Source organism: Gluconacetobacter liquefaciens (assembly GCF_003350405.1).
Taxonomy (GTDB): Bacteria; Pseudomonadota; Alphaproteobacteria; order Acetobacterales; family Acetobacteraceae; genus Gluconacetobacter; species Gluconacetobacter liquefaciens.
The window spans coordinates 115,176-134,718 of the sequence record NZ_QQAW01000001.1 but is presented as its reverse complement, the minus strand read 5'-3'; the positions used below and the strand labels follow the sequence as shown (position 1 = coordinate 134,718).

At 65.3% G+C, this 19,543-nt stretch carries 17 protein-coding genes and 2 tRNA genes; 10 read left to right on the top strand and 9 right to left on the bottom strand.

Annotated features, from left to right (window positions below; all coding sequences use genetic code 11):
• Positions 1–8: 8 nt before the first annotated feature.
• From accD to trpB, 4 genes are all read right to left on the bottom strand, one after another.
• The gene (gene accD / locus C7453_RS00650; protein ID WP_114725115.1) at positions 9–884 is read right to left on the bottom strand and encodes an acetyl-CoA carboxylase, carboxyltransferase subunit beta; all 876 of its coding nucleotides are present in this window, start codon (positions 882–884) and stop codon (positions 9–11) included.
• A gap of 122 nt (positions 885–1,006) precedes the next feature.
• The gene (locus C7453_RS00645) at positions 1,007–1,762 is read right to left on the bottom strand and encodes a class I SAM-dependent methyltransferase (RefSeq protein WP_114725113.1); all 756 of its coding nucleotides are present in this window, start codon (positions 1,760–1,762) and stop codon (positions 1,007–1,009) included.
• Between the two features lie 85 nt (positions 1,763–1,847).
• Entirely contained in the window at positions 1,848–2,669 is an 822-nt protein-coding gene (gene trpA, locus C7453_RS00640; protein WP_114725111.1) for a tryptophan synthase subunit alpha, read from the bottom strand.
• On the bottom strand, positions 2,666–3,919 hold the full coding sequence (gene trpB, locus C7453_RS00635) for a tryptophan synthase subunit beta (RefSeq protein WP_245948669.1): 1,254 nt from the start codon (positions 3,917–3,919) through the stop codon (positions 2,666–2,668). Before trpB ends, trpA begins: the two co-directional genes overlap by 4 nt.
• A gap of 173 nt (positions 3,920–4,092) precedes the next feature.
• On the opposite strand from trpB, the gene corA reads away from it, so the two are divergent.
• Both corA and rho read left to right on the top strand, forming a co-directional pair.
• Entirely contained in the window at positions 4,093–5,067 is a 975-nt protein-coding gene (gene corA, locus C7453_RS00630) for a magnesium/cobalt transporter CorA (RefSeq protein WP_114725109.1), read from the top strand.
• A gap of 227 nt (positions 5,068–5,294) precedes the next feature.
• Positions 5,295–6,605 carry a transcription termination factor Rho gene (rho, locus tag C7453_RS00625; RefSeq protein WP_114725108.1) on the top strand — a complete coding sequence of 437 codons (1,311 nt, stop codon included), beginning with the start codon at positions 5,295–5,297 and terminating at the stop codon, positions 6,603–6,605.
• A gap of 203 nt (positions 6,606–6,808) precedes the next feature.
• Here the strand turns inward: rho and C7453_RS00620 are convergent, their stop codons facing one another.
• Together C7453_RS00620 and C7453_RS00615 are read right to left on the bottom strand one after the other, a co-directional pair.
• On the bottom strand, positions 6,809–7,780 hold the full coding sequence (locus C7453_RS00620) for a quinone oxidoreductase family protein (RefSeq protein WP_114725106.1): 972 nt from the start codon (positions 7,778–7,780) through the stop codon (positions 6,809–6,811).
• A gap of 33 nt (positions 7,781–7,813) precedes the next feature.
• Positions 7,814–8,287: a methylated-DNA--[protein]-cysteine S-methyltransferase gene (locus tag C7453_RS00615; RefSeq protein WP_114725104.1), complete on the bottom strand. Its 474-nt coding sequence runs from the start codon at positions 8,285–8,287 to the stop codon at positions 7,814–7,816.
• Between the two features lie 132 nt (positions 8,288–8,419).
• Between C7453_RS00615 and mnmE the strand changes: the two genes are divergently transcribed.
• The 6 genes from mnmE (at position 8,420) to C7453_RS00585 (ending at position 14,110) form a co-directional block, all read left to right on the top strand.
• Positions 8,420–9,742, top strand: coding sequence for a tRNA uridine-5-carboxymethylaminomethyl(34) synthesis GTPase MnmE (gene mnmE, locus C7453_RS00610; protein WP_114725102.1), 1,323 nt, complete (start codon positions 8,420–8,422; stop codon positions 9,740–9,742).
• A 14-nt stretch (positions 9,743–9,756) separates the two neighbouring features.
• On the top strand, positions 9,757–11,619 hold the full coding sequence (gene mnmG / locus C7453_RS00605; RefSeq protein ID WP_114725100.1) for a tRNA uridine-5-carboxymethylaminomethyl(34) synthesis enzyme MnmG: 1,863 nt from the start codon (positions 9,757–9,759) through the stop codon (positions 11,617–11,619).
• Complete coding sequence (gene rsmG / locus C7453_RS00600; RefSeq protein ID WP_114725098.1) at positions 11,619–12,251, top strand: 16S rRNA (guanine(527)-N(7))-methyltransferase RsmG; 633 nt, start codon at positions 11,619–11,621, stop codon at positions 12,249–12,251. The genes mnmG and rsmG overlap by 1 nt, the downstream gene beginning before the upstream one ends.
• Complete coding sequence (locus C7453_RS00595) at positions 12,217–13,059, top strand: ParA family protein (RefSeq protein WP_281271500.1); 843 nt, start codon at positions 12,217–12,219, stop codon at positions 13,057–13,059. Before rsmG ends, C7453_RS00595 begins: the two co-directional genes overlap by 35 nt.
• Positions 13,056–13,949, top strand: coding sequence for a ParB/RepB/Spo0J family partition protein (locus tag C7453_RS00590; protein ID WP_114725096.1), 894 nt, complete (start codon positions 13,056–13,058; stop codon positions 13,947–13,949). The genes C7453_RS00595 and C7453_RS00590 overlap by 4 nt, the downstream gene beginning before the upstream one ends.
• An 85-nt stretch (positions 13,950–14,034) precedes the next feature.
• Positions 14,035–14,110: transfer RNA gene (locus C7453_RS00585), tRNA-Lys, on the top strand.
• A gap of 172 nt (positions 14,111–14,282) precedes the next feature.
• On the opposite strand, the gene C7453_RS00580 is transcribed toward C7453_RS00585, so the two are convergent.
• Positions 14,283–14,831 (bottom strand): arylesterase, encoded by a 549-nt coding sequence (locus C7453_RS00580; protein WP_245948668.1) that lies wholly within the window; start codon positions 14,829–14,831, stop codon positions 14,283–14,285.
• Positions 14,832–14,967: 136 nt separating this feature from the next.
• On the opposite strand from C7453_RS00580, the gene C7453_RS00575 reads away from it, so the two are divergent.
• Positions 14,968–15,729: an ABC transporter ATP-binding protein gene (locus C7453_RS00575; RefSeq protein ID WP_114725092.1), complete on the top strand. Its 762-nt coding sequence runs from the start codon at positions 14,968–14,970 to the stop codon at positions 15,727–15,729.
• A complete protein-coding gene (locus C7453_RS00570; RefSeq protein ID WP_245948666.1) occupies positions 15,726–18,281 on the top strand; it encodes an ABC transporter permease in 2,556 nt (851 codons plus the stop codon). Before C7453_RS00575 ends, C7453_RS00570 begins: the two co-directional genes overlap by 4 nt.
• 46 nt (positions 18,282–18,327) lie before the next feature.
• Here the strand turns inward: C7453_RS00570 and C7453_RS00565 are convergent.
• Both C7453_RS00565 and C7453_RS00555 read right to left on the bottom strand, forming a co-directional pair.
• A tRNA-Ala gene (locus tag C7453_RS00565) sits at positions 18,328–18,403 on the bottom strand.
• A gap of 250 nt (positions 18,404–18,653) precedes the next feature.
• Positions 18,654–19,292, bottom strand: a complete 639-nt coding sequence (locus C7453_RS00555) for a Maf family protein (protein ID WP_114725088.1) — start codon at positions 19,290–19,292, stop codon at positions 18,654–18,656.
• Positions 19,293–19,543 lie beyond the last annotated feature (251 nt).

Sequence of the window (19,543 nt, the reverse complement as noted above, 5' to 3'; positions counted from 1 at the left end):
GGCGCGGATCAGGCCGCCGGGCGAAGCGGGGCCGCGACCTGCCGATGGTTCAGCAGGCCGATCAGGCGGCCCAGCATGGCCGGCAGGTCGGCACGCTTGGTCACCATGTCGATCATGCCGTGATCCAGCAGATATTCCGCACGCTGAAAGCCCTCGGGCAGTTTCTCGCGCACCGTATCCTCGATCACACGCGGGCCGGCAAACCCGATCAGGGCGTTCGGCTCGCTGATCTGCACATCGCCCAGCATGGCGAACGAGGCCGTGACGCCGCCGGTGGTGGGGTTGGTCAGCACGACGATATAGGGCAGACCGGCATCGCGCAGCATCTGCACCGCCACCGTGGTGCGGGGCATCTGCATCAGGCTGATCATGCCTTCCTGCATGCGCGCACCGCCCGAAGCGGTAAAGACGACCAGCGGCGCCTTCTGCAGGATCGCCAGCCGCGCCGCCGCCACGAAGCCTTCGCCCAGCGCAGCCCCCATCGTGCCGGCAATGAATTCGAACGCCATCACGGCCACTACCGCGTCATGCCCGCCGATCTTCCCGTGGGCCACCGCCATGGATTCATCAAGCTGCGACTTCGCGCGCTCGTCCTTCAGCCGGTCGGTATAGCGTTTGCGGTCGCGGAACGAGAGCGGATCGACCACAACCTTGGGCAGGTCGATACGCGTGCACGCCCCTTCGTCAAACGTCCAGGCAAAACGCTCGCCCACCGTCGCGCGCATGTGATGACCGCAATGAGGGCAGACATTCAGATTTTTATGCAGATCCTTCACCAGGATCATCTGGCTGCAGGATTCACAGTTGGTCCACAGATTGTCCGGCACCTCGCGCTTGAGCAGACCGCGGATCTTGGGGCGGACGTAATCGGTCAGCCAGCTCATCACATCACTCCATCACACACGGCGCACAGCGGCGACCAGAAACCCGCCTTCTTACAAGCAGGGTGCCAGAAAGGCCAGATGGTTCTAGGAATACTGCCGGGCAAGCGCAAAGACGGGAGAATTCAGGCCGGCACCGCCAGAAAGCGCGCGACATCCAGCGTGAAGCTGCCGTCTTCCTCTACCCCGAACAGCCGGATGACCTCCTCCGGCGCCACCTGTTGCAGGGAACGGATCGCCACCACCCGCTCCGCCGGCGTCTGCGTCCGCGCCACCCAGCTTGCGAATTCCATACGCAGGCGATGCGTCCCCAGTTCGGTGACGGCAAAGCCCGCCCCGCCCAGCAAGGACATCCACTCCGCCACCGCATAATCGCGCACATGCGATACGTCCCGCAGCAGTTCCAGCGTCTGCAGCCAGCTATCGCCCAGCGCGGACGCAGGCGCCGTCACGTCGATGAACAGCGCGCAGCCCGATGGGGCCAGTACACGCCGCGCCTCGCGCAACCCGGCGGCCGCGTCGCTCCAATGATGGGTCGTGAACCGGCAGAACACCGCATCGAACCAGCCATCCTCGAACGGCAGATGTTCAGCAGGAGCATGCACCGTCGTAATGTTCGTCAGGCCCCGCCGACCGGCTTCCTCCCTCACGGCGTCAAGCATCTGCCGGGTCACGTCGCAGGCGACGACCTCCGCCACATGGGGCGCCAGCCGATAGCTGACATGGCCGCCGCCACAGCCCAGATCCAGCACGCGGCGCAATCCCTTGCCCGCGACCAGTCTTTCCATCGCCTCAAGGTCAGCGCCCTCGGCATGCACGGCACTGGCCACATAATCGGGTGCGCGGATGCCGTAATGCTGGGCGGCGTAGGGTTGGGTCATATCTCGATCCTGGTCGATCCGGTCAGGTCGGGGCGCAGCCCCGAACCCCGCCAAAGGCCGGCGGTCTTTGGAAACCGATTTGTGGTTAGCGCGCCGAACGCACGGCCTTTGCAAGGTCCGAGAGTTGCGCCAGCACACGCGGCAGGGTGTCGGGCGTCGCGCGGCCTTCTTCGTCCAGAGAGTCTTCCAGCGTCGCGATCAACGCCGAGGCCACCACGGCGGCATCGGCGGCACGAACGGCAGCAGCAGCCTGTTCGGGTGAACGGATGCCGAAGCCGATTGCCACCGGCAGGTCGGTCGCGGCGCGCAGGCGCGGCAGGGCGGCCGCCAGTTCGTCGCTGCTGGCAGTGCGCGTACCCGTCACCCCCGTGATGCTCACATAATAGATGAAGCCCGACGCACTGCCGCACACCATGGGCAGGCGCGCATCATCGGTGGTCGGCGCCACCAGGCGAATGATATCCAGCCCGGCCTCCACCGCCGGCCCGTCCAGCAGATCGGCTTCCTCGGGCGGCATGTCGACGATGATCAGCCCGTCCACGCCCGCGCGGGCGGCATCGGCGCAGAAACGGGCATGGCCATAGGCTTCGATCGGGTTCAGATAGCCCATCAGGATGATCGGCGTATCGGCATCGTCCTCGCGGAAGCGGGCGACCATCTCCAGCACGCGCACCATGCTGGCCCCCGCCTTCAACCCCCGGCGCGCCGCCAACTGGATGGTCGGACCATCGGCACTGGGGTCGCTGAACGGCACGCCGATCTCGATCAGGTCGGCACCCGCCCCCGGCATGGCGCGCAGCAATGCCAGCGACGTGTCGTAATCCGGATCGCAGGCCTGTAAATACGGGATCAGGGCGCCACGTCCCTGCGCCTTCAGGGCCGCGAAGCGGCGGGCGATGCGGCTCACAATGTCACTCCCAGGTGCGCGGCAACGGTAAAGATGTCCTTGTCTCCCCGGCCGGAAATATTCACCACCAGCAGCGTCTCGGGGCTGAGCGTGGGTGCGATGACGGCCACATGCGCCAAGGCATGGGCAGCTTCCAGCGCCGGGATAATGCCCTCGGTCCGCGTGCAGAGTTGGAAGGCCGCAAGCGCCTGATCATCGGTCGCGCCGACATATTCCACGCGCCCGATATCGGCCAGCCAGGAATGTTCCGGCCCGATACCGGGATAATCCAGCCCGGCACTGATCGAATGCGCCTCGTCGATCTGCCCGTCTTCGTCCTGTAGCAAATAGGTGCGATTGCCGTGCAGCACACCCGGCCGCCCACGCAGGATCGACGCCGCGGTCTCGCCGCTATCCAGCCCCCGCCCGGCGGCTTCGACGCCGACCAGACGCACCGACGGGTCATCGAGGAAGGGGTGGAAGATGCCCATCGCGTTCGATCCGCCACCGATGGCCGCCACGATCACGTCCGGCAGGCGCCCCTCGGCTTCCTGCATCTGCACGCGGGTCTCATCCCCGATCACCGACTGAAAATCGCGGACCATCTGAGGGTAGGGGTGGGGTCCCGCCACGGTGCCGACGAGGAAATAGGTATCGCGGACATTGGTCACCCAGTCGCGCATCGCCTCGTTCATCGCATCCTTCAGCGTGCCGGCACCGGACGTCACGGCCACGACTTCCGCCCCCAGCAGACGCATGCGGAACACGTTGGGCTTCTGCCGTTCGACGTCGGTGGCACCCATATAAATGGTGCATTTCAGCCCGAACAGTGCGCAGACGGTGGCCGTGGCAACGCCGTGCTGGCCCGCTCCCGTTTCGGCCACGATGCGGCTGCGGCCCATGCGCCGTGCCAGCAGGATCTGACCCATGACGTTGTTGAGCTTGTGCGAGCCGGTATGGTTCAGTTCCTCGCGCTTCATATAGATGCGCGCGCCACCCAGTTCCTCGGTCAGGCGTCGGGCGAACCAGAGCGGGCTGGGGCGGCCCACATAATCCTTCAGGTAATAATCCAGTTCCTTGCGGAAGGCCGGGTCAGCCTTGGCCGCGGCATAGGCTGCGTCCAGTTCCAGGACCAGAGGCATCAGCGTCTCGGCCACGAACCGGCCGCCAAAGATGCCGAAACGGCCGCGCGGGTCCGGCCCGGCACGCAGGCTGTTGGGCAGCGTTTCCGCCACGCCGCGTTCCGTTCCGCTGCTGTCTGCTGCGCTCACGTCGTTCTCCGGACCCGATTAGATGCAGGATATCGGGTGTTCTGGACCGCATGGCGGAAAATTACCAGCCTCGTCTCGTCACGCCCAGGTAGGGAGGCCGGGGTGATTTGACACACGCCGTGGCTCCTCCGATACGGGGAGTTAAGGCGGGGAAGCGGAGAAAGACAGCATCCATGTTTGTTGCCCATTGTCCCGGTCAGCCGCCTCGGCCGATCGTCACCGATGCCGACGCCACCGGCATCGCCTGGCTGGATCTGCTGGACCCCACGCCGGATGAACAGGCCCTGGCGGCCAAGATTACCGGCCAGCGCATCCCGACCCGCGCCGACCTGGAGGAAATCGAGAGTTCCTCCCGCCTGTTCATGGAAGATGACGCCGTCTACCTCTCAACGCCTCTGGTCCGGCGCGTGCAGGACGATTTCTTCGTCTCGCCGGTCGGCTTCGTGCTGATGCGCGACAGGCTGCTGACGATCCGCTTCACCGAATTTTCCTCGTTCGACCTGATCGCGAAGCAGATCACCGGCACGAAGGAAAGCTACAGCGGCGACGAGGTCTCGGTCCTGCTGCTCGAAGCGGTGGTCGATCGCATGGCGGATATCCTGGAACATCTGGGCCAATCGCTGGATACGCTGTCGCGCGACGTGTTCCAGGCCGACCAACCGCGCCAGGCCGGCCGGGCCGACCAGATGCTGCGAACCCTGCTGCGCCGGGTCGGACGATCGGGCGACCTGGCCTCCTCGGTTCGTGACAGCCTGCTGGGCATGGAGCGGATCGCGATCTTCGTGAGCGAGAACAAGAAGCACGACCTGTCGGAAAAGCTGCGCGACCGGATGAGCACGGTAGCGCGCGATATCGTGTCGCTGAACGATTTCGTGTCGCAGATATCCAACAAGGTCCAGTTCCTGCTCGATGCCACGCTCGGCTTCATCAGCATTGAGCAGAATAACGGCATGAAGATCCTGACCGTAGTCAGCTTCATCGGGGTCGCACCCACACTGGTCGCCGGCATCTACGGCATGAATTTTCACGATATTCCGGAACTGAACTGGAAATACGGCTACTGGTATTCGCTGGCGCTGATGGCCGCGACGATCGTCGTTCCGCTGTTGTGGTTCTGGCACCGGGGCTGGCTGGCGCGAGGGCGCTGAAAGCGCCATTTGCAAAGCACCACCTTCAGAGTCTTGACCGTTGCCTGCGATTCTCTTATCATGTGGGCGTCTCTGGTGGACTTTCGTTCATCAGCAGCTCCCTCCGTATGGAACGTTGCTGGCCACTTTCCGGTCTATCCGGGTTTTCTGGCAGGCGCACCGATGCGCTGATGTCCAGGCCGATCGTTTCCCCCCCTTCTATGACCTGCCCATCCAAGGCAATCTGAATGCATCTCGCCGAACTCAAGGCCAAAACCCCCGCGGACCTTCTGGCGTACGCCGAAAGCCTGCAGATCGAGAACGCATCGTCCCTGCGCAAGCAGGACATGATGTTCGCCATTCTCAAGACCCTCGCCGACAACGACCAGGCCATTCATGGCGAGGGAACGCTGGAAATCCTGCCCGACGGGTTCGGTTTCCTGCGCTCGCCCGAGGCGAACTACCTGCCCGGACCGGACGACATCTATATCTCGCCCAGCCAGGTGCGGCGCTTCGGCCTGCGGACCGGCGACACGGTCGAGGGGCAGATCCGCGCCCCGCGCGACGGTGAACGCTATTTCGCGCTGCTGAAGGTCAACACCATCAATTTCGAGCCGCCCGAGGCGGTCCGTCATCGCATCAATTTCGACAATCTGACGCCGCTCTACCCCGAGCGCCGGCTAAAGATGGAAGTCGAGAGCGATGGGGTAGGTGGCGAGCCCGAGAAACCCGGCAAGAGCGGCAAGGGTGGCAAGGGGCAGACCAAGGATTTCACCCCGCGGGTGATCGACCTAGTCTCGCCGATCGGCATGGGCCAGCGCGCCCTGATCGTCGCCCCGCCACGCACCGGCAAGACCGTGATGCTGCAAAGCATCGCTTCGTCCATTTCCGCCAACCATCCGGAAGTCTTCCTGATCGTGCTGCTGATCGACGAGCGGCCCGAGGAAGTGACCGACATGGCGCGCTCGGTGCGCGGCGAGGTCGTGTCTTCGACCTTCGACGAACCCGCGACCCGGCACGTCCAGGTGACGGAAATGGTGCTGGAGAAGGCCAAGCGGCTGGTCGAGCACAAGCGCGACGTGGTCATCCTGCTGGATTCCATCACCCGTCTGGCGCGCGCCTACAACACCGTTGTCCCGTCATCGGGCAAGGTGCTGACCGGCGGTGTGGACGCCAACGCCCTGCAGCGCCCCAAGCGCTTCTTCGGCGCGGCGCGCAACATCGAGGAAGGCGGTTCTCTGACCATCATCGCCACCGCGCTGATCGATACCGGCAGCCGTATGGACGAGGTCATCTTCGAGGAATTCAAGGGCACCGGTAACTCGGAACTCATCCTCGACCGCAAGCTGGCCGACAAGCGCACCTTCCCCGCCATCGACATCACCAAGAGCGGCACCCGCAAGGAAGAATTGCTGGTTGAACGCTCGGAACTGTCGAAGATGTGGGTCCTGCGCCGGATCCTGGCGCCGATGGGCACCATGGACGCAATGGACTTCCTGCTGGACAAGCTGAAATACAGCAAGACCAACAGGGATTTCTTCGACGCGATGAATACCTGAAGACAGGAAAGTAGGGACCGGATTGCTCCGGTCCCTGCTTTTTATTGGTGAGAGCTCTTCTGTTCTTTTTTGAAAAAAAGAACCAAAAAACTTTTGAACTTTTAGATTGCGTCCTGAAACAAAGGCCAATCCATCACGACGACCCCAAAAACGAATAAAAGTCTTTTTGCTTCTTTTTCTTCAGAAAAAGAAGGTCTTCCTTCTCAAGGCAACAGAATCGTACTCCCGGTCGTCGTCCGAGACTCCAACGCCGTCTGCGCTGCCCCCGCATCGGGCAGACCAAAACGCTGACCAATACGCACCGTCAGCACCCCTTGAACGATCAGATCGAACAATTCCCTGGACCCGGCCAATAACGCCGAGCGCTGCGCAAGATACGTCGTCAGCCCCGGCCGTGTCAGATACAGGCTGCCGCGAGTGGCCAGCATACCAACCGAAATACCCGTTACCTCGCCCGATGCATTCCCGTAGCTGACCATCAGCCCATGCGGCGCAAGGCAATCGAGACTGGCAACAAATGTGTCCTTGCCAATACTGTCATAAACCACCGGCACCATGGCACCATCGGTCAGCTTACGCACCCGCGCGGCCAGATTGTCATGTCCGACCAGAATATCCGCGGCACCATTCTGCCGCGCCAACTCCCCTTTTTCCTCGGTCGACACGACGCCGATCACCCGCACTCCAAGATGCCGCGCCCACTGGCACAACAGAAGGCCCACGCCCCCGGCCGCCGCGTGAACCAGGATCGTCTCGCCGGCACGGACGGCATGAACTTCGCGCAACAGCATATGCACCGTCAGGCCCCGCAACATGCAGCCGGCCGCGATATCGAACGGGATATCCGGCGGCAGCGGCACGACACGATCGGCAGCAATAGTCCGGCATTCACCATAGCCGCCCAATGCCGTGGGATAGGCCACCCGGTCACCGGGCTCGAAATCAGTCACGCCCGCACCAGCGGCCATGACGACACCGGCACCCTCCATCCCCAGAATGGCCGGAAAAGCGGGGACCTTGTACAAACCGGTCCGGAAATAGATGTCGATGTAATTGACGCCAATCGCCTCCTGCCGGATCAGGATCTCGCCCCGGCCGGGAACGGGCGTAGGCAGCGTTTCCAGTTGCAGAACCTCAGGGCCGCCGTAACCGTGGATGCGGATTGCCTTATACATCGCCTGTATCCTTTTCTGTTCTGTCCGGCCGTCTCAGGCGTTCTGGCCCGCCAGGGCAGGGATCGGCGCCCCCTCCAACTCCAGCAGATAGATCTTGTCCGCCAGCCCGCCATCGCCCGAATACCCACCCAGCCCCTGGGTCGAGACGACGCGATGGCACGGGATCAGGATCGGAATCGGATTGGCCCCATTGGCCTGCCCGATGGAGCGGGGCGACCCGCCGACCTGCTCGGCGAGGTCGCGATAGGTGCGGGTTTCACCCGGCGGGATCGCGCGCAGCGCCTGCCACACGGCCTGACGGTACGGCGTGCCATACGGCGCCAGGGGCAGGTCGGCGAAATTGTCCGCAGCACCGTCGAAATAAGCGTCGAGCCGATCGCAGACCTGCCGCAGCAACGGGGTTTCGTCCTGATCACGCCCCCAGCCCCAATCCAGGGCGACGATCGCGCCGTCTTCCTCGGTCAGGGTCAGATCCCCGATGGGCGAGTGCATCGAAAGCTGCGGCATACCAGTCGTCGTCCCTTTTGATCCTGTATCCCGCACCATATCGGGACTGTCTGGTATTCTGTACCCTTCCGCCACAGGTTGCGACATGCAAGAGCACCGACCAGACGCCCGATGACGACAGGAACCGACACGATGCCCTCCGGACAGACCCAACCCGATGCGCCGATCTTTGCCCTGGCCAGCGGGGCAGGGCGCGCCGCCATCGCGGTCATGCGCCTGACCGGGACGGGATGCGGCGAGATCCTGCGCCATCTGTGCGGCACCCTGCCGGCACCTCGCCGGGCCACGCTACACGGATTGCGGCACGCCTCCGGCGACGCCCCGCCCATCCTGCTGGACCGCGCGCTGGTGCTGTGGTTTCCCGGCCCGAACAGCTATACCGGCGAGGATAGCGCAGAACTGCACCTGCATGCCGGCCCCGCAGTCATCACCGCGGTGGCCGACGCATTGGTCGCACTGGGCGCCCGACCGGCCGAACCGGGCGAATTCACCCGTCGCGCTTTCATGAACGGGCGCCTGGACCTGATCGAGGCCGAAGGCATCGCAGACCTGATCGACGCCGAAACTGAAGCCCAGCGCCGGCAGGCGCTGGAACAGGCCGACGGTACGCTGAGCCGCCTGTATGACGACTGGGCAACACGGCTGCGCACCACGCTCGCGCATCAGGAAGCCCTGATCGACTTCCCGGACGAAGACCTCCCCCCCGAAATCGAGCAGGCATTGCTCGACGAACTGCGCGCCCTGACCCGCGAGATGCGCGCCCACCTGGACGATGGCGGGCGAGGCGAGCGGCTACGCCGGGGCCTGCTATTTGCCATCGTCGGCGTGCCCAATGTCGGCAAATCCAGCCTACTGAACACACTGGCCGAGCGCGACGTGGCCATCGTCTCGCCCCGCGCCGGCACCACCCGCGATGCGATCGAGGTTCGGGTCGTGCTGGGCGATGTCCCCGTCACCCTGATCGACACCGCCGGCCTGCGCGAGACCGAAGACGAGATCGAAGCCGAAGGCGTACGCCGCGCCCTGTTTCACGTGAAACAGGCCGACTGCGTAATCGGCATGTTCGACGGCGACACGCCACCCGCCGATCTCCCCGCCAACGTAATCCTGGTCCGCAACAAGATCGACCTGGTCCCCACGACGAAAGCCCCTCATGGAGCCATCGCCATCAGCGTCCATGACGGCACGGGATTGGCGCAATTGACCGAAATCCTGGCCGATCGCGCCCGTGCCCTGACCGCGGCGCAAGCCGGCCCGCCGCTGACACGAGCACGCCATCGCGCCGCGATCGAAGAAAGCGCTAGCCATCTGGCCGCCGCACTCGATATGCACTGGCCAGAGATGCGGGGCGAGGAAATGCGGCTGGCCATGCGCGCCCTTGGGCGCCTGACCGGAGCCATCGGGGTCGAAGATCTACTGGATACCGTCTTCGGTCAGTTCTGCATCGGCAAGTAAGGGAGCGGGCAAAGGTGACTGGCGAATACGATGTCATCGTCATTGGCGGGGGGCATGCGGGGTGCGAGGCCGCGGCGGCATCCGCCCGATGCGGCGCACGCACGCTGCTGCTGACGCACCGGCGGGACACGATCGGCGCCATGTCCTGCAACCCCGCAATCGGCGGCATCGGCAAGGGCCACCTGGTGCGCGAGATCGACGCACTGGACGGGTTGATGGGCCGCGCCGCCGACCGGGCCGGGATTCATTTCAAACTACTGAACCGCTCCAAGGGGCCGGCTGTCCACGGCCCGCGCGCACAGGCCGACCGCTCGCTCTATCGCCGCGCCATCCAGGACCTGCTGGCCGAAACCGAAAACCTGGATATCGCCGAAGGCGGGGCAGGGGACCTGATCGTCGATGCCAGCGGACAGGTGGCCGGCGTGGTATGCGAAGACGGGCGCCAGATCACGGCCGGCGCGGTGGTGCTGACCGCCGGCACCTTCCTGCGCGGCGTGATCCATATCGGTCATGAAAGCCACCCGGCCGGCCGGGTCGGCGAGGCCCCGGCCCAGGCGCTGGGCGAACGCTTGCAGGCGCTGGGCCTGCCGATGGGCCGACTGAAGACCGGAACCCCCGCCCGGCTGGACCGCACCACCATCGACTGGGACAACCTGGCGGAAGACAAGGGCGACATCGAGCCCGAACCGTTCAGCCGCCTGACGCGCACGCTCGACAACCCGCAACTCTCATGCCGGATCACCGCCACCACGGCACAGACCCATGCGCTCATCCGCGCGCACCTGCATCTCTCGGCCGTCTATGGCGGCGCCATCGCGGGGCGCGGCCCGCGCTATTGCCCCTCGATCGAAGACAAGGTGGTCAGGTTCGCCGAACGCGACAGCCACCAGATCTTCCTCGAACCCGAGGCCCTGCCGGGCAATGAGGGCGGCAATCTGGTCTATCCCAACGGCATCTCCACCAGCCTGCCGGCCGATATCCAAGAACAGATGATTCATTCCATCCCCGGTCTGGAACATTGCCGCATCGTGCGACCCGGCTACGCGGTGGAATATGATTACGTCGATCCACGCGCCCTGAGCCCCACGCTGGAACTGACAGCCCTTCCGCGCCTGTTCCTGGCCGGCCAGATCAACGGCACCACCGGCTATGAAGAAGCCGGCGCACAGGGGCTCCTGGCCGGGCTGAACGCGGCCCGCCGAGCCGGGGGCGGGCATGGCGTAACCCTCGATCGCGGCACCGCCTATCTGGGCGTGATGATCGACGACCTGACCACCCAGGGCGTGTCGGAACCATATCGGATGTTCACCTCCCGCTCCGAATACCGGCTCAGCCTGCGGGCGGACAATGCCGATCTGCGCCTCACCGGCCTGGGCATCGACTGGGGGTGCGTGGGGGCCGAGCGCACCCGCCTGTTCGAAGCCGATCGCACCGCCATCGACACCGCAATGCAGCGCGCGGAACAGGAAAGCTTCCTGCCCGACGGATTGCAGCAAGCCGGCATCACAGTCTCGGCCGACGGGCGCCGGCGCACGCTGCTGGACGTTCTGGCAACCGCCGCCACGCCCGAGCAGATAGCGCGGGTCGCCCCATGGTTTGCCGACCTCGCCCCCCGTGTCCGCCGCCATGTCGAAACCGAAGCCCGCTATAGCGGCTACCTGGTCCGACAGGCGCGCGAGATCCGGCAATTGGAAGCCGAAACCCGCATCACCCTCCCGCCCGATCTCGATTACCGCCATATCGGCGGCCTGAGCAGCGAGATGCAGGAACGTCTGGCCACCGCCCGACCCGCCAGCTTCAGCGCCGCCCAGCGCATCCCCGGCGTCACCCCCTCGGCGCTGATGGCGCTGCTGGCCCATATCAAACAGGTCGCCTGATGTTTCACGTGAAACCCGAAACCCTCGCCGACCTCCCGGGCGACCTCGGCCCGCGACTGGACAGCTTCGCCGAGATCCTGACCCGCTGGAACAGCCGCATCAATCTGGTCTCGCCGCGTGACCTACCGCATCTATGGGACCGCCATATCGCGGATTCGATGCAACTGGCATCCCTGATCCCGCCCGGCGGCGTGCGTCTGGCCGACCTGGGGTCGGGCGGCGGCTTCCCCGGCCTGATCATCGCCATCGCAACCGATGCCGACGTCACGCTGATCGAATCCGATCAACGCAAGGCGGCCTTCCTGCGCGAGGCCGCGCGGGCAGCCGGCGCACGCGTCACCGTGCTGGCCCGACGGATCGAAGAGGTCGACATCCCGCCGGTGCAGGTCGTCACCGCCCGCGCGCTGGCCGCCCTGCCGCAATTGCTGGACTGGAGCAGTCGCCTGCTAGCGCCGGATGGTTTTTGCCTGTTCCTGAAAGGCAGAAATGTCGACGATGAGTTGACCTCGGCCGCCGCCGACTGGCACATGGCAGTATCCCGATTGCCTAGCCGCACCAACGCGGACGGTACCATTCTCAAACTGGGTGAAATCACGCGTGCCAGACACTCAGAACGCGCAACGGGCTCCTGACGCCACGCGCGCTTCCTGCATTCTCGCCCTCGCCAACCAGAAAGGCGGCGTGGGCAAAACAACAACGGCCATCAATCTGGCCGCCGGACTGGCCGATCGCGGCCTGTCCGTCCTGCTGGTCGACCTCGACCCGCAAGGCAATGCCTCTACGGGCCTGGGCGTCGGTTACGACGCCAGACGACAGGGCACCTACGCCCTGCTGATGGACGATGTCCCGATGGCCGATCTGGCCCAGGACACCGAAATCCCCGGCCTGAAAATCATCGCCGCCGATACCGAACTCGCCGGTGCCGAACTGGAACTGGTCATGGCCGACCGGCGCGAATTTCGCCTGCGCGACGCCATCACCCGCGCCGGCAGCAATTTCGACGTCATCCTGATCGACTGCCCCCCCAGCCTGGGCCTGCTGACGCTGAATGCGCTCGCGGCATCGGACGGTGTGATCGTGCCGCTGCAATGCGAATTCTTTGCGCTGGAAGGCATCAGCCAGTTGGTCCGCACCGTCGACCGCGTGCGCCGCGCCTTCAATTCCGACCTGCATGTCGCGGGCATCGTGCTGACGATGTACGACCGGCGCAACAACCTGTCCGAACTGGTCGCCGCCGACGCCCGCAGCTTTTTCGGCGAGCAGGTGATGGAAACACTGATTCCGCGCAACATCCGCATCTCCGAGGCCCAAAGCCACGGGCGCTCGGTCATGGCCTATGACGGCCGGTCCAGCGGCGCCGTCGCCTACCAGGCCCTGGCCGATGAAGTGATCGCCCGGAGCGGTCTGAAGACATCCAGGAAGAAGAAGGCACGGGCATGAGCACCAAGAAAGAGCAGTCACGTCCGCGCCTCGGCCGGGGTCTCGCGGCCCTGCTGGGCGATCAGGCCCCCGCCGCCATCGCCCGCGTCTCGGGCCGGACAGAGCAGGACCGCACCGGCACGCTGGGGGTCGATCAGTTGGAGCCGGGGCCGTTCCAGCCGCGCCAGGTCATGGAGCCCGAGGCCTTGGCCGAACTGGCGGATTCGATCCGTACACGCGGCATCCTGCAACCGATCCTGGTCCGCCCGCATCCCGAGCGCGAAGGCCATTACCAGATCATCGCCGGCGAACGCCGCTGGCGCGCGGCCCAGATCGCGGCTTTGCATGAAGTCCCGGTCCATATCCGCGCGCTCGATGACGGCGACGCCATGGCCGCCGCCCTGGTCGAAAACCTGCAACGCGCAGACCTGAACGCCGTGGAAGAGGCCGAGGGCCTGCAACGGCTCCTTCAGGATTATGGCCTGACACAGGAAGAACTTGCCGGCGCGCTGGGTAAGTCGCGCTCACACGTCGCCAACATGGTGCGGCTTCTCAACCTGCCACAGCCGGTGCGCGCCGCCCTGCGCGACGGCCAGTTGACGGCCGGTCACGCCCGCGCGCTGCTGGGCCACCCCGATCCGGTCGCGGCGCTGAAGACGGTGCTGGAGCAGGGGCTGAATGTCCGCCAGACCGAAGCCCTGGTGCAAAAAGCCGTCCGCCAGCCCACGAAGCCAACCCCGGCCGAAACCGCCGAACCCAAGAACCCCGAAATCCAGGTTCTGGAACGCGACCTCACGGCCCGGCTGGGTCTGAAGGTCCAGATCTCGTTCGACGGGCGGGGCGGGGCAATCCGCATCCTCTATCAATCACTTGATCAGTTCGATACCGTGCTTGCACGCCTGAACGGCTGAGAATGAAGGACATTTTTTCAATAAAACCGCTTGCCCTCCATCCGCCACGCTGTTAGAAGCGCGTCACCCGAGAGGGACACTCCATGGGCGCATAGCTCAGTTGGTAGAGCAGCTGACTCTTAATCAGCGGGTCCAAGGTTCGAGTCCTTGTGCGCCCACCATGGAGCATCCGGAAATCCCCGACAAGACAAAGCGTCTTCCCTTCTTTTTCTGAAGAAAAAGAAGCAAAAAGACTGTTGATCGTTCAGGGCCATCGTCTGTCCCCAGCACAAAGCTCCTGAACGAATCAGAGTTTTTTGGTTCTTTTTTTTTGCAAAAAAGAACAGAACTCCCTCACTCCCGGCGCGCCAGCCGCTCCACCAAAGGCACCATCCGCGCCACGATCACGGCAACCCCGGCGGGATTAGGGTGGATATGATCTGCCTGTTCCAATTCCGGATGCGCCGCCACCCCGTCGAGGAAGAACGGGTCCCATAAAATACCCGGCCGGCGCGACAGCCGCTCGAACACCGCGCGGAAGGACTGGCCATAACCCGCTCCCATATTGGGCGGCGCGTACATACCCGACAGCAGCACCGGCAGATGGTCCTGCTGCAACCGGTCCAAAATCGCCGTCAGGTTCTGTTCCATCCGGGCCGGGTCCAGCCCGCGCAGCCCGTCATTGCCACCCAGTTCCACGATCACCGCGTCGGGCTTATCGCCCAGCGCCCAGTCCAGCCGCGCCAGGGCATCGGCGCTGGTATCGCCGGACACGCCGCCATCCAGGATGGTAATCGCATCGCCACGCGCATCCAGCGCCGCCTGAAGGCGCGGCACGAAGCTGTCCGCATGCGCCAGCCCATATCCGGCCGTCAGAGAATCCCCCAGCGCCAGAATCCGCACGGGACGATCGGCAGCGTGGCCCGATGAAGCCGCAACGGCCCACAGACAGGCGACAAGAAACAGAAAAACCGTTCGGGCTCCGTGCAGGCGCCGTGTAGCGTGCAGGCAGGGCCATACCCTGTGGGAAGGAAAACGCATGGACGGCGACGGGCTCCCGAATGGACGGACGACGCTGGTCGAAGCACAGGATCTGTGGCTGACAGTGCCGACGCGCGCCGGTGCGGTCAATCCACGCCGGACCAACGATGCCGGGCAGGGGGCATTGACCATCCTGCATGATGTCAGCCTGCGCGTAACCGAGGGCGAAGCGCTGGGCATCATCGGCCCCTCCGGATCGGGCAAGACATCGCTGCTGATGCTGCTGGCGGGGCTGGAACGCCCGACACGCGGCACAATCCGCATCACCGCCACCACGCTGGGCGATCTGGACGAAGACGCACTGGCCCGTTTCCGGCGCGAGACGATGGGCATCGTCTTCCAGTCCTTCCAGTTGATCCCCACCATGACGGCGCTGGAAAACGTACTGGTGCCGCTGGAACTGGCCGGCCGGGCCGACGGCGCCACCGCAGCCCGCGCCGCGCTGGATGCGGTGGGGCTAGGCCACCGGCTGGATCACCTGCCGGGCGAATTGTCGGGCGGCGAACAGCAGCGCGTGGCACTGGCCCGCGCCTTCGTCACCCGGCCAAGGCTGCTGCTGGCCGACGAACCGACCGGCAATCTCGACAGCCGCACCGGCGCGGCGGTGATGGACCTGCTGTTCAGCCTGCAACGCCAATACGGCACGACACTCATCCTGATCACCCACGATCCGGCCCTCGCGGCACGCTGCGACCGCCGCCTGCGTGTGGAGGACGGGCATGTGCTGGCCGACCACCCGGTACGGGAGCCCGCATCGTGAGCCAATGGCGTCTGGCCGCCCGTCTGGCTTGGCGTGACCTGCGCGGCGGTATCGGCGGCATGCGCATCGTTCTGGCCTGCCTGGCGCTGGGGGTGGCCACCATCGGCGGGGTAGGCAGCCTGCGCGACATGATCCGCAACGGCATCGCTGGCGAGCAGCGCACGCTGCTGGGCGGCGATCTGTCGATCGAAAGCAGCGACCCGCTCCCCGCCGAGCTGGCCGATTTCGCAATGGCGCACGGGGCCCACGTCTCGCAGGTGCTGCGCATGCGTTCGATGCTCTACGCCCCACGCGGCCCCGGTCGGGCAGAAGACCGGATGCTGGTCGAACTCTCGGCGGTCGATGACGCCTATCCTCTGGTCGGCACGCTCGCCCTCACACCGCAGGTTCCTCTCGGCCGCGCCCTGGCGCCGGATCACGGCCAGTCCAGTCTGCTGGCCGACCCCCTGGTCATCGACCGGCTGGGGCTGAAAGTCGGCACGATCGTACGGATCGGCACCGCTCAATTCCGTGTGGCCGGCAGCCTCGACCGCACCCCGGACGGCGCCGGCACGGTAACGCTGGCCCCCACGGTCATGACCACCCGATCCGCCCTGGATGCCGCCGGATTGATGCAGCCGGGTGCCCTGGTCAATCATGCGCTGCGCCTGGCTCTGGACGAGCCGGCAACAGACCGGCCAGCGCGGGCCGGAGCGTTGGCGCGCGCGATTGCCACCCGTTTCCCCGATCAGGGCTGGCGCATTCGCGGCGAAGCCGACGCCGCCCCCGCGCTGACCCGCACCGTCGACCAGATGGCCCGCTTCCTGGCCCTGATCGGGTTATGCGCCCTGCTGCTGGGCGGGTTGGGCGTTTCGACCGGCGTCACCTCATGGCTGGAAGGCCGCGGACGCACCATCGCCATCCTCCGCTGTCTCGGCGCCTCGGGGCCGTTGATCCGGCGCACATTCGGCCTCCAGATCGCGGCCCTGTGCGGCATCGGCATCGGGGCTGGCATGGTGCCGGCCCTGCTGCTGCCGCCACTAGCGGCACGCATGCTGAGCGGCCTGCTCCCCATCGAGACGACCACGATCCCGCCGCTTCTCCCGGTCCTGACGGCCGGCCTGTTCGGCGTGCTGGTCGCCCTGCTGTCGGTCATCCTGCCGCTGGCACGGGCCTGCACGATCAGCCCGGCCTCGCTGTTCCGCGACCAGGGCCAGCAGGGAACAACCCGCGTGCGTTCCTGGCGCGTCGGTGCGGCCCTGACCCTGTGCGTGCTCCTGGCCGGTCTGCTCACGATCCGGCTGGCGGACAGCCCGCTCTTCGCGGCCGGCTTCCTCGGCGTCGTCCTGTTCGCCGCCGGTACCCTGCTGCTGGCGGGCCTCATACTGCGCGGGGGCGTGTCCTTACTGCTGGCAAGGCTGGATACGGCGCGGGGCGTGCCGAGACTGGCTCTGGCACTGTTCGCCCATCGCAATGCGACCACCACCCGAATTGTCACCGCGCTGGGGGCAGGACTGGCCGCCATGGCCGCCATCCTGCTGACCGAGGGCGCGATGATGGCGCAACTGCGCGACCAGATGCCGCACAACGCCCCCGCCTTCTATTTCATCGATATCCAGCCCGCCGACCTGGACCGGTTCGACAGTCTGGCAAAGGCCCAGCCCTCGGTCCGCACGATTCAACAATTGCCCTCGATGCGCACGCGCGTCGTCGCGGTCGACGGCATACCGGCCGAACAGGTCAACGCAACACCACAGACCCGCTGGGCCCTGCGCGGCGATCACGGGCTGACGGTGGCCGGCACACCGCCGCCGGGCACGAAACTGGCCGAAGGCACATGGTGGGCCGCCGATTACGCAGGGCCGCCCCTGCTGTCGCTGGATGCCGGACTGGCCCAGGGATGGGGCGTGCATATCGGCTCAATCATCCGGCTGAACGTGCTGGGCCGCGCGATCGACGTCAGGGTGGCCAACCTGCGCACCGTCGCCTGGCGGTCGCTCCAACTCAATTTCGCATTCGTCGTCTCGCCGGGCCTGCTGTCGCACGCCCCCCACACCTTCGTCGCCACGCTGGCCACCGATGGCCGGGCCGATCAGGATGCCGCCACACTGGCCGCCATCACCGATGCACTGCCGGGCGTCACCGGCATCAGGGTTGCCGACGTGCTGGCCCGCCTGACCGCGCTGGCCGGACAGATCGCCACGGCACTCAGCGTCGCGGCTTCGATCATCATGGCATCGGGCGCGCTGGTCCTGGCCGCGACATTGGCCGCCGGCTGGCGCCAGCGGGTCGCCAACGCCGCTATCCTTCAGGCGGTGGGCGCCGGCCCGCGCCAGATCCGCGCCATCTGGCTGATCGAATTTACGCTGCTGGGTCTGACGGCCGGCCTCTCGGCCATCCTGCTCGGCGCATCGGCCGCCTGGCTGGTCATGCGCACGGTCCTGCACCTGCCTTGGACGGCAGATTGGACAGCAGTAGGGGGTATGATGGGCGGCACGCTGGCGGCCACAACACTGTGCGCAATGCTGGTCTGGCACCGCGCGCTACGGCCCTTGCAGGGCAGAGCGCGATAGCAGAATGCGCAGTTCAGATTGTCTGGAAAAAAGGGACCGGAAGGATTGGTGGAGCCAATCGGAATCGAACCGACGACCTCCTGAATGCCATTCAGGCGCTCTCCCAACTGAGCTATGGCCCCGTCCAACCGGTCCGCGCCGTCAGTGATGACGTGCGGGTGGGCGGGGTATAACCGTGCCCCGTTTCCTTGGCAAGCCCCCGTCCATGGATTTTTTGCACCTCGTCAGTCGGAAGGAAGAAGCCTTCTTTTTCTGAAGAAAAAGAAGCAAAAAGACTTTCTCGGGTTCGGGACCATCGCGCGTCCCCAGCACAAGGCTCCTGAACGAATCAAAAAGTTTTTTGGTTCTTTTTTTCAAAAAAGAACCGAACCCTTACGCAAGAAGCACCCCATGCTGGCGCAGAAACCCCAGCAACGGCAGCAGAGGCAGCCCCAGGATGGCCGCATGCTCGCCCGTCACGCGTTCGAACAAATGGATGCCCGGCCCTTCCAGGCGATAAGCCCCGACCGAGGACAGCACGGCATCCCCTTCCAGATCGAGATAGGCATCGAGGAAGGGTTCGGAAAACCGGCGCATGGTCAGTTCCGGGCGAGCAACATGCCGCCAGATCACCTGCCCATCGCGCATCACCACCACCGCGCTGTGCAGCACATGCGCCCGCCCGCGCAATGCCAGCAACTGGGTCCGGGCTGCCGCGCGGTCGGCGGGTTTCTCGAACCATACACCATCGCATTCCAATATCTGATCAGCGCCGATCACCACGCAATCGGGCTCATGAATGCGCTGCGCCTTGAGTTCGGCAAGCAGCAGCGCGCAATCACCGGCCGACAGTCCCTCGGCGCGTGCCGACTCCCGCACGGCACCTTCGTCGATGCGCGCGGGGCGGGTTTCGGGGCGGATTCCCGCCTGTTCCAGCAGGATGCGCCGGGTTGCTGACTGGCTGGCCAGTACTATCCGGGGCGACTCGGCCTGTAGAAGAGTCGCGATTAGTACTAATGACGAGTCGCTCATGCGCCGGCTCTCCGTACTGAAAAAAAGAAACCCTGTGATCGGGGCGAACGAGTACTGGGGTACATGGGGATAGTACTCCATACGCTTCTTGATCGTACCGAGTACCGTGGACAACCCTCACAGCCGCCGACACGGTGGGTTGTACACAGCCCCATGTCGGCACATTCGGGATAACTCATCTAACCTTATGAATCCCTGTGTGAATGAAACTGTACACCCTGTGGGAAAGACGGGGTACGTTTTTGGAAATG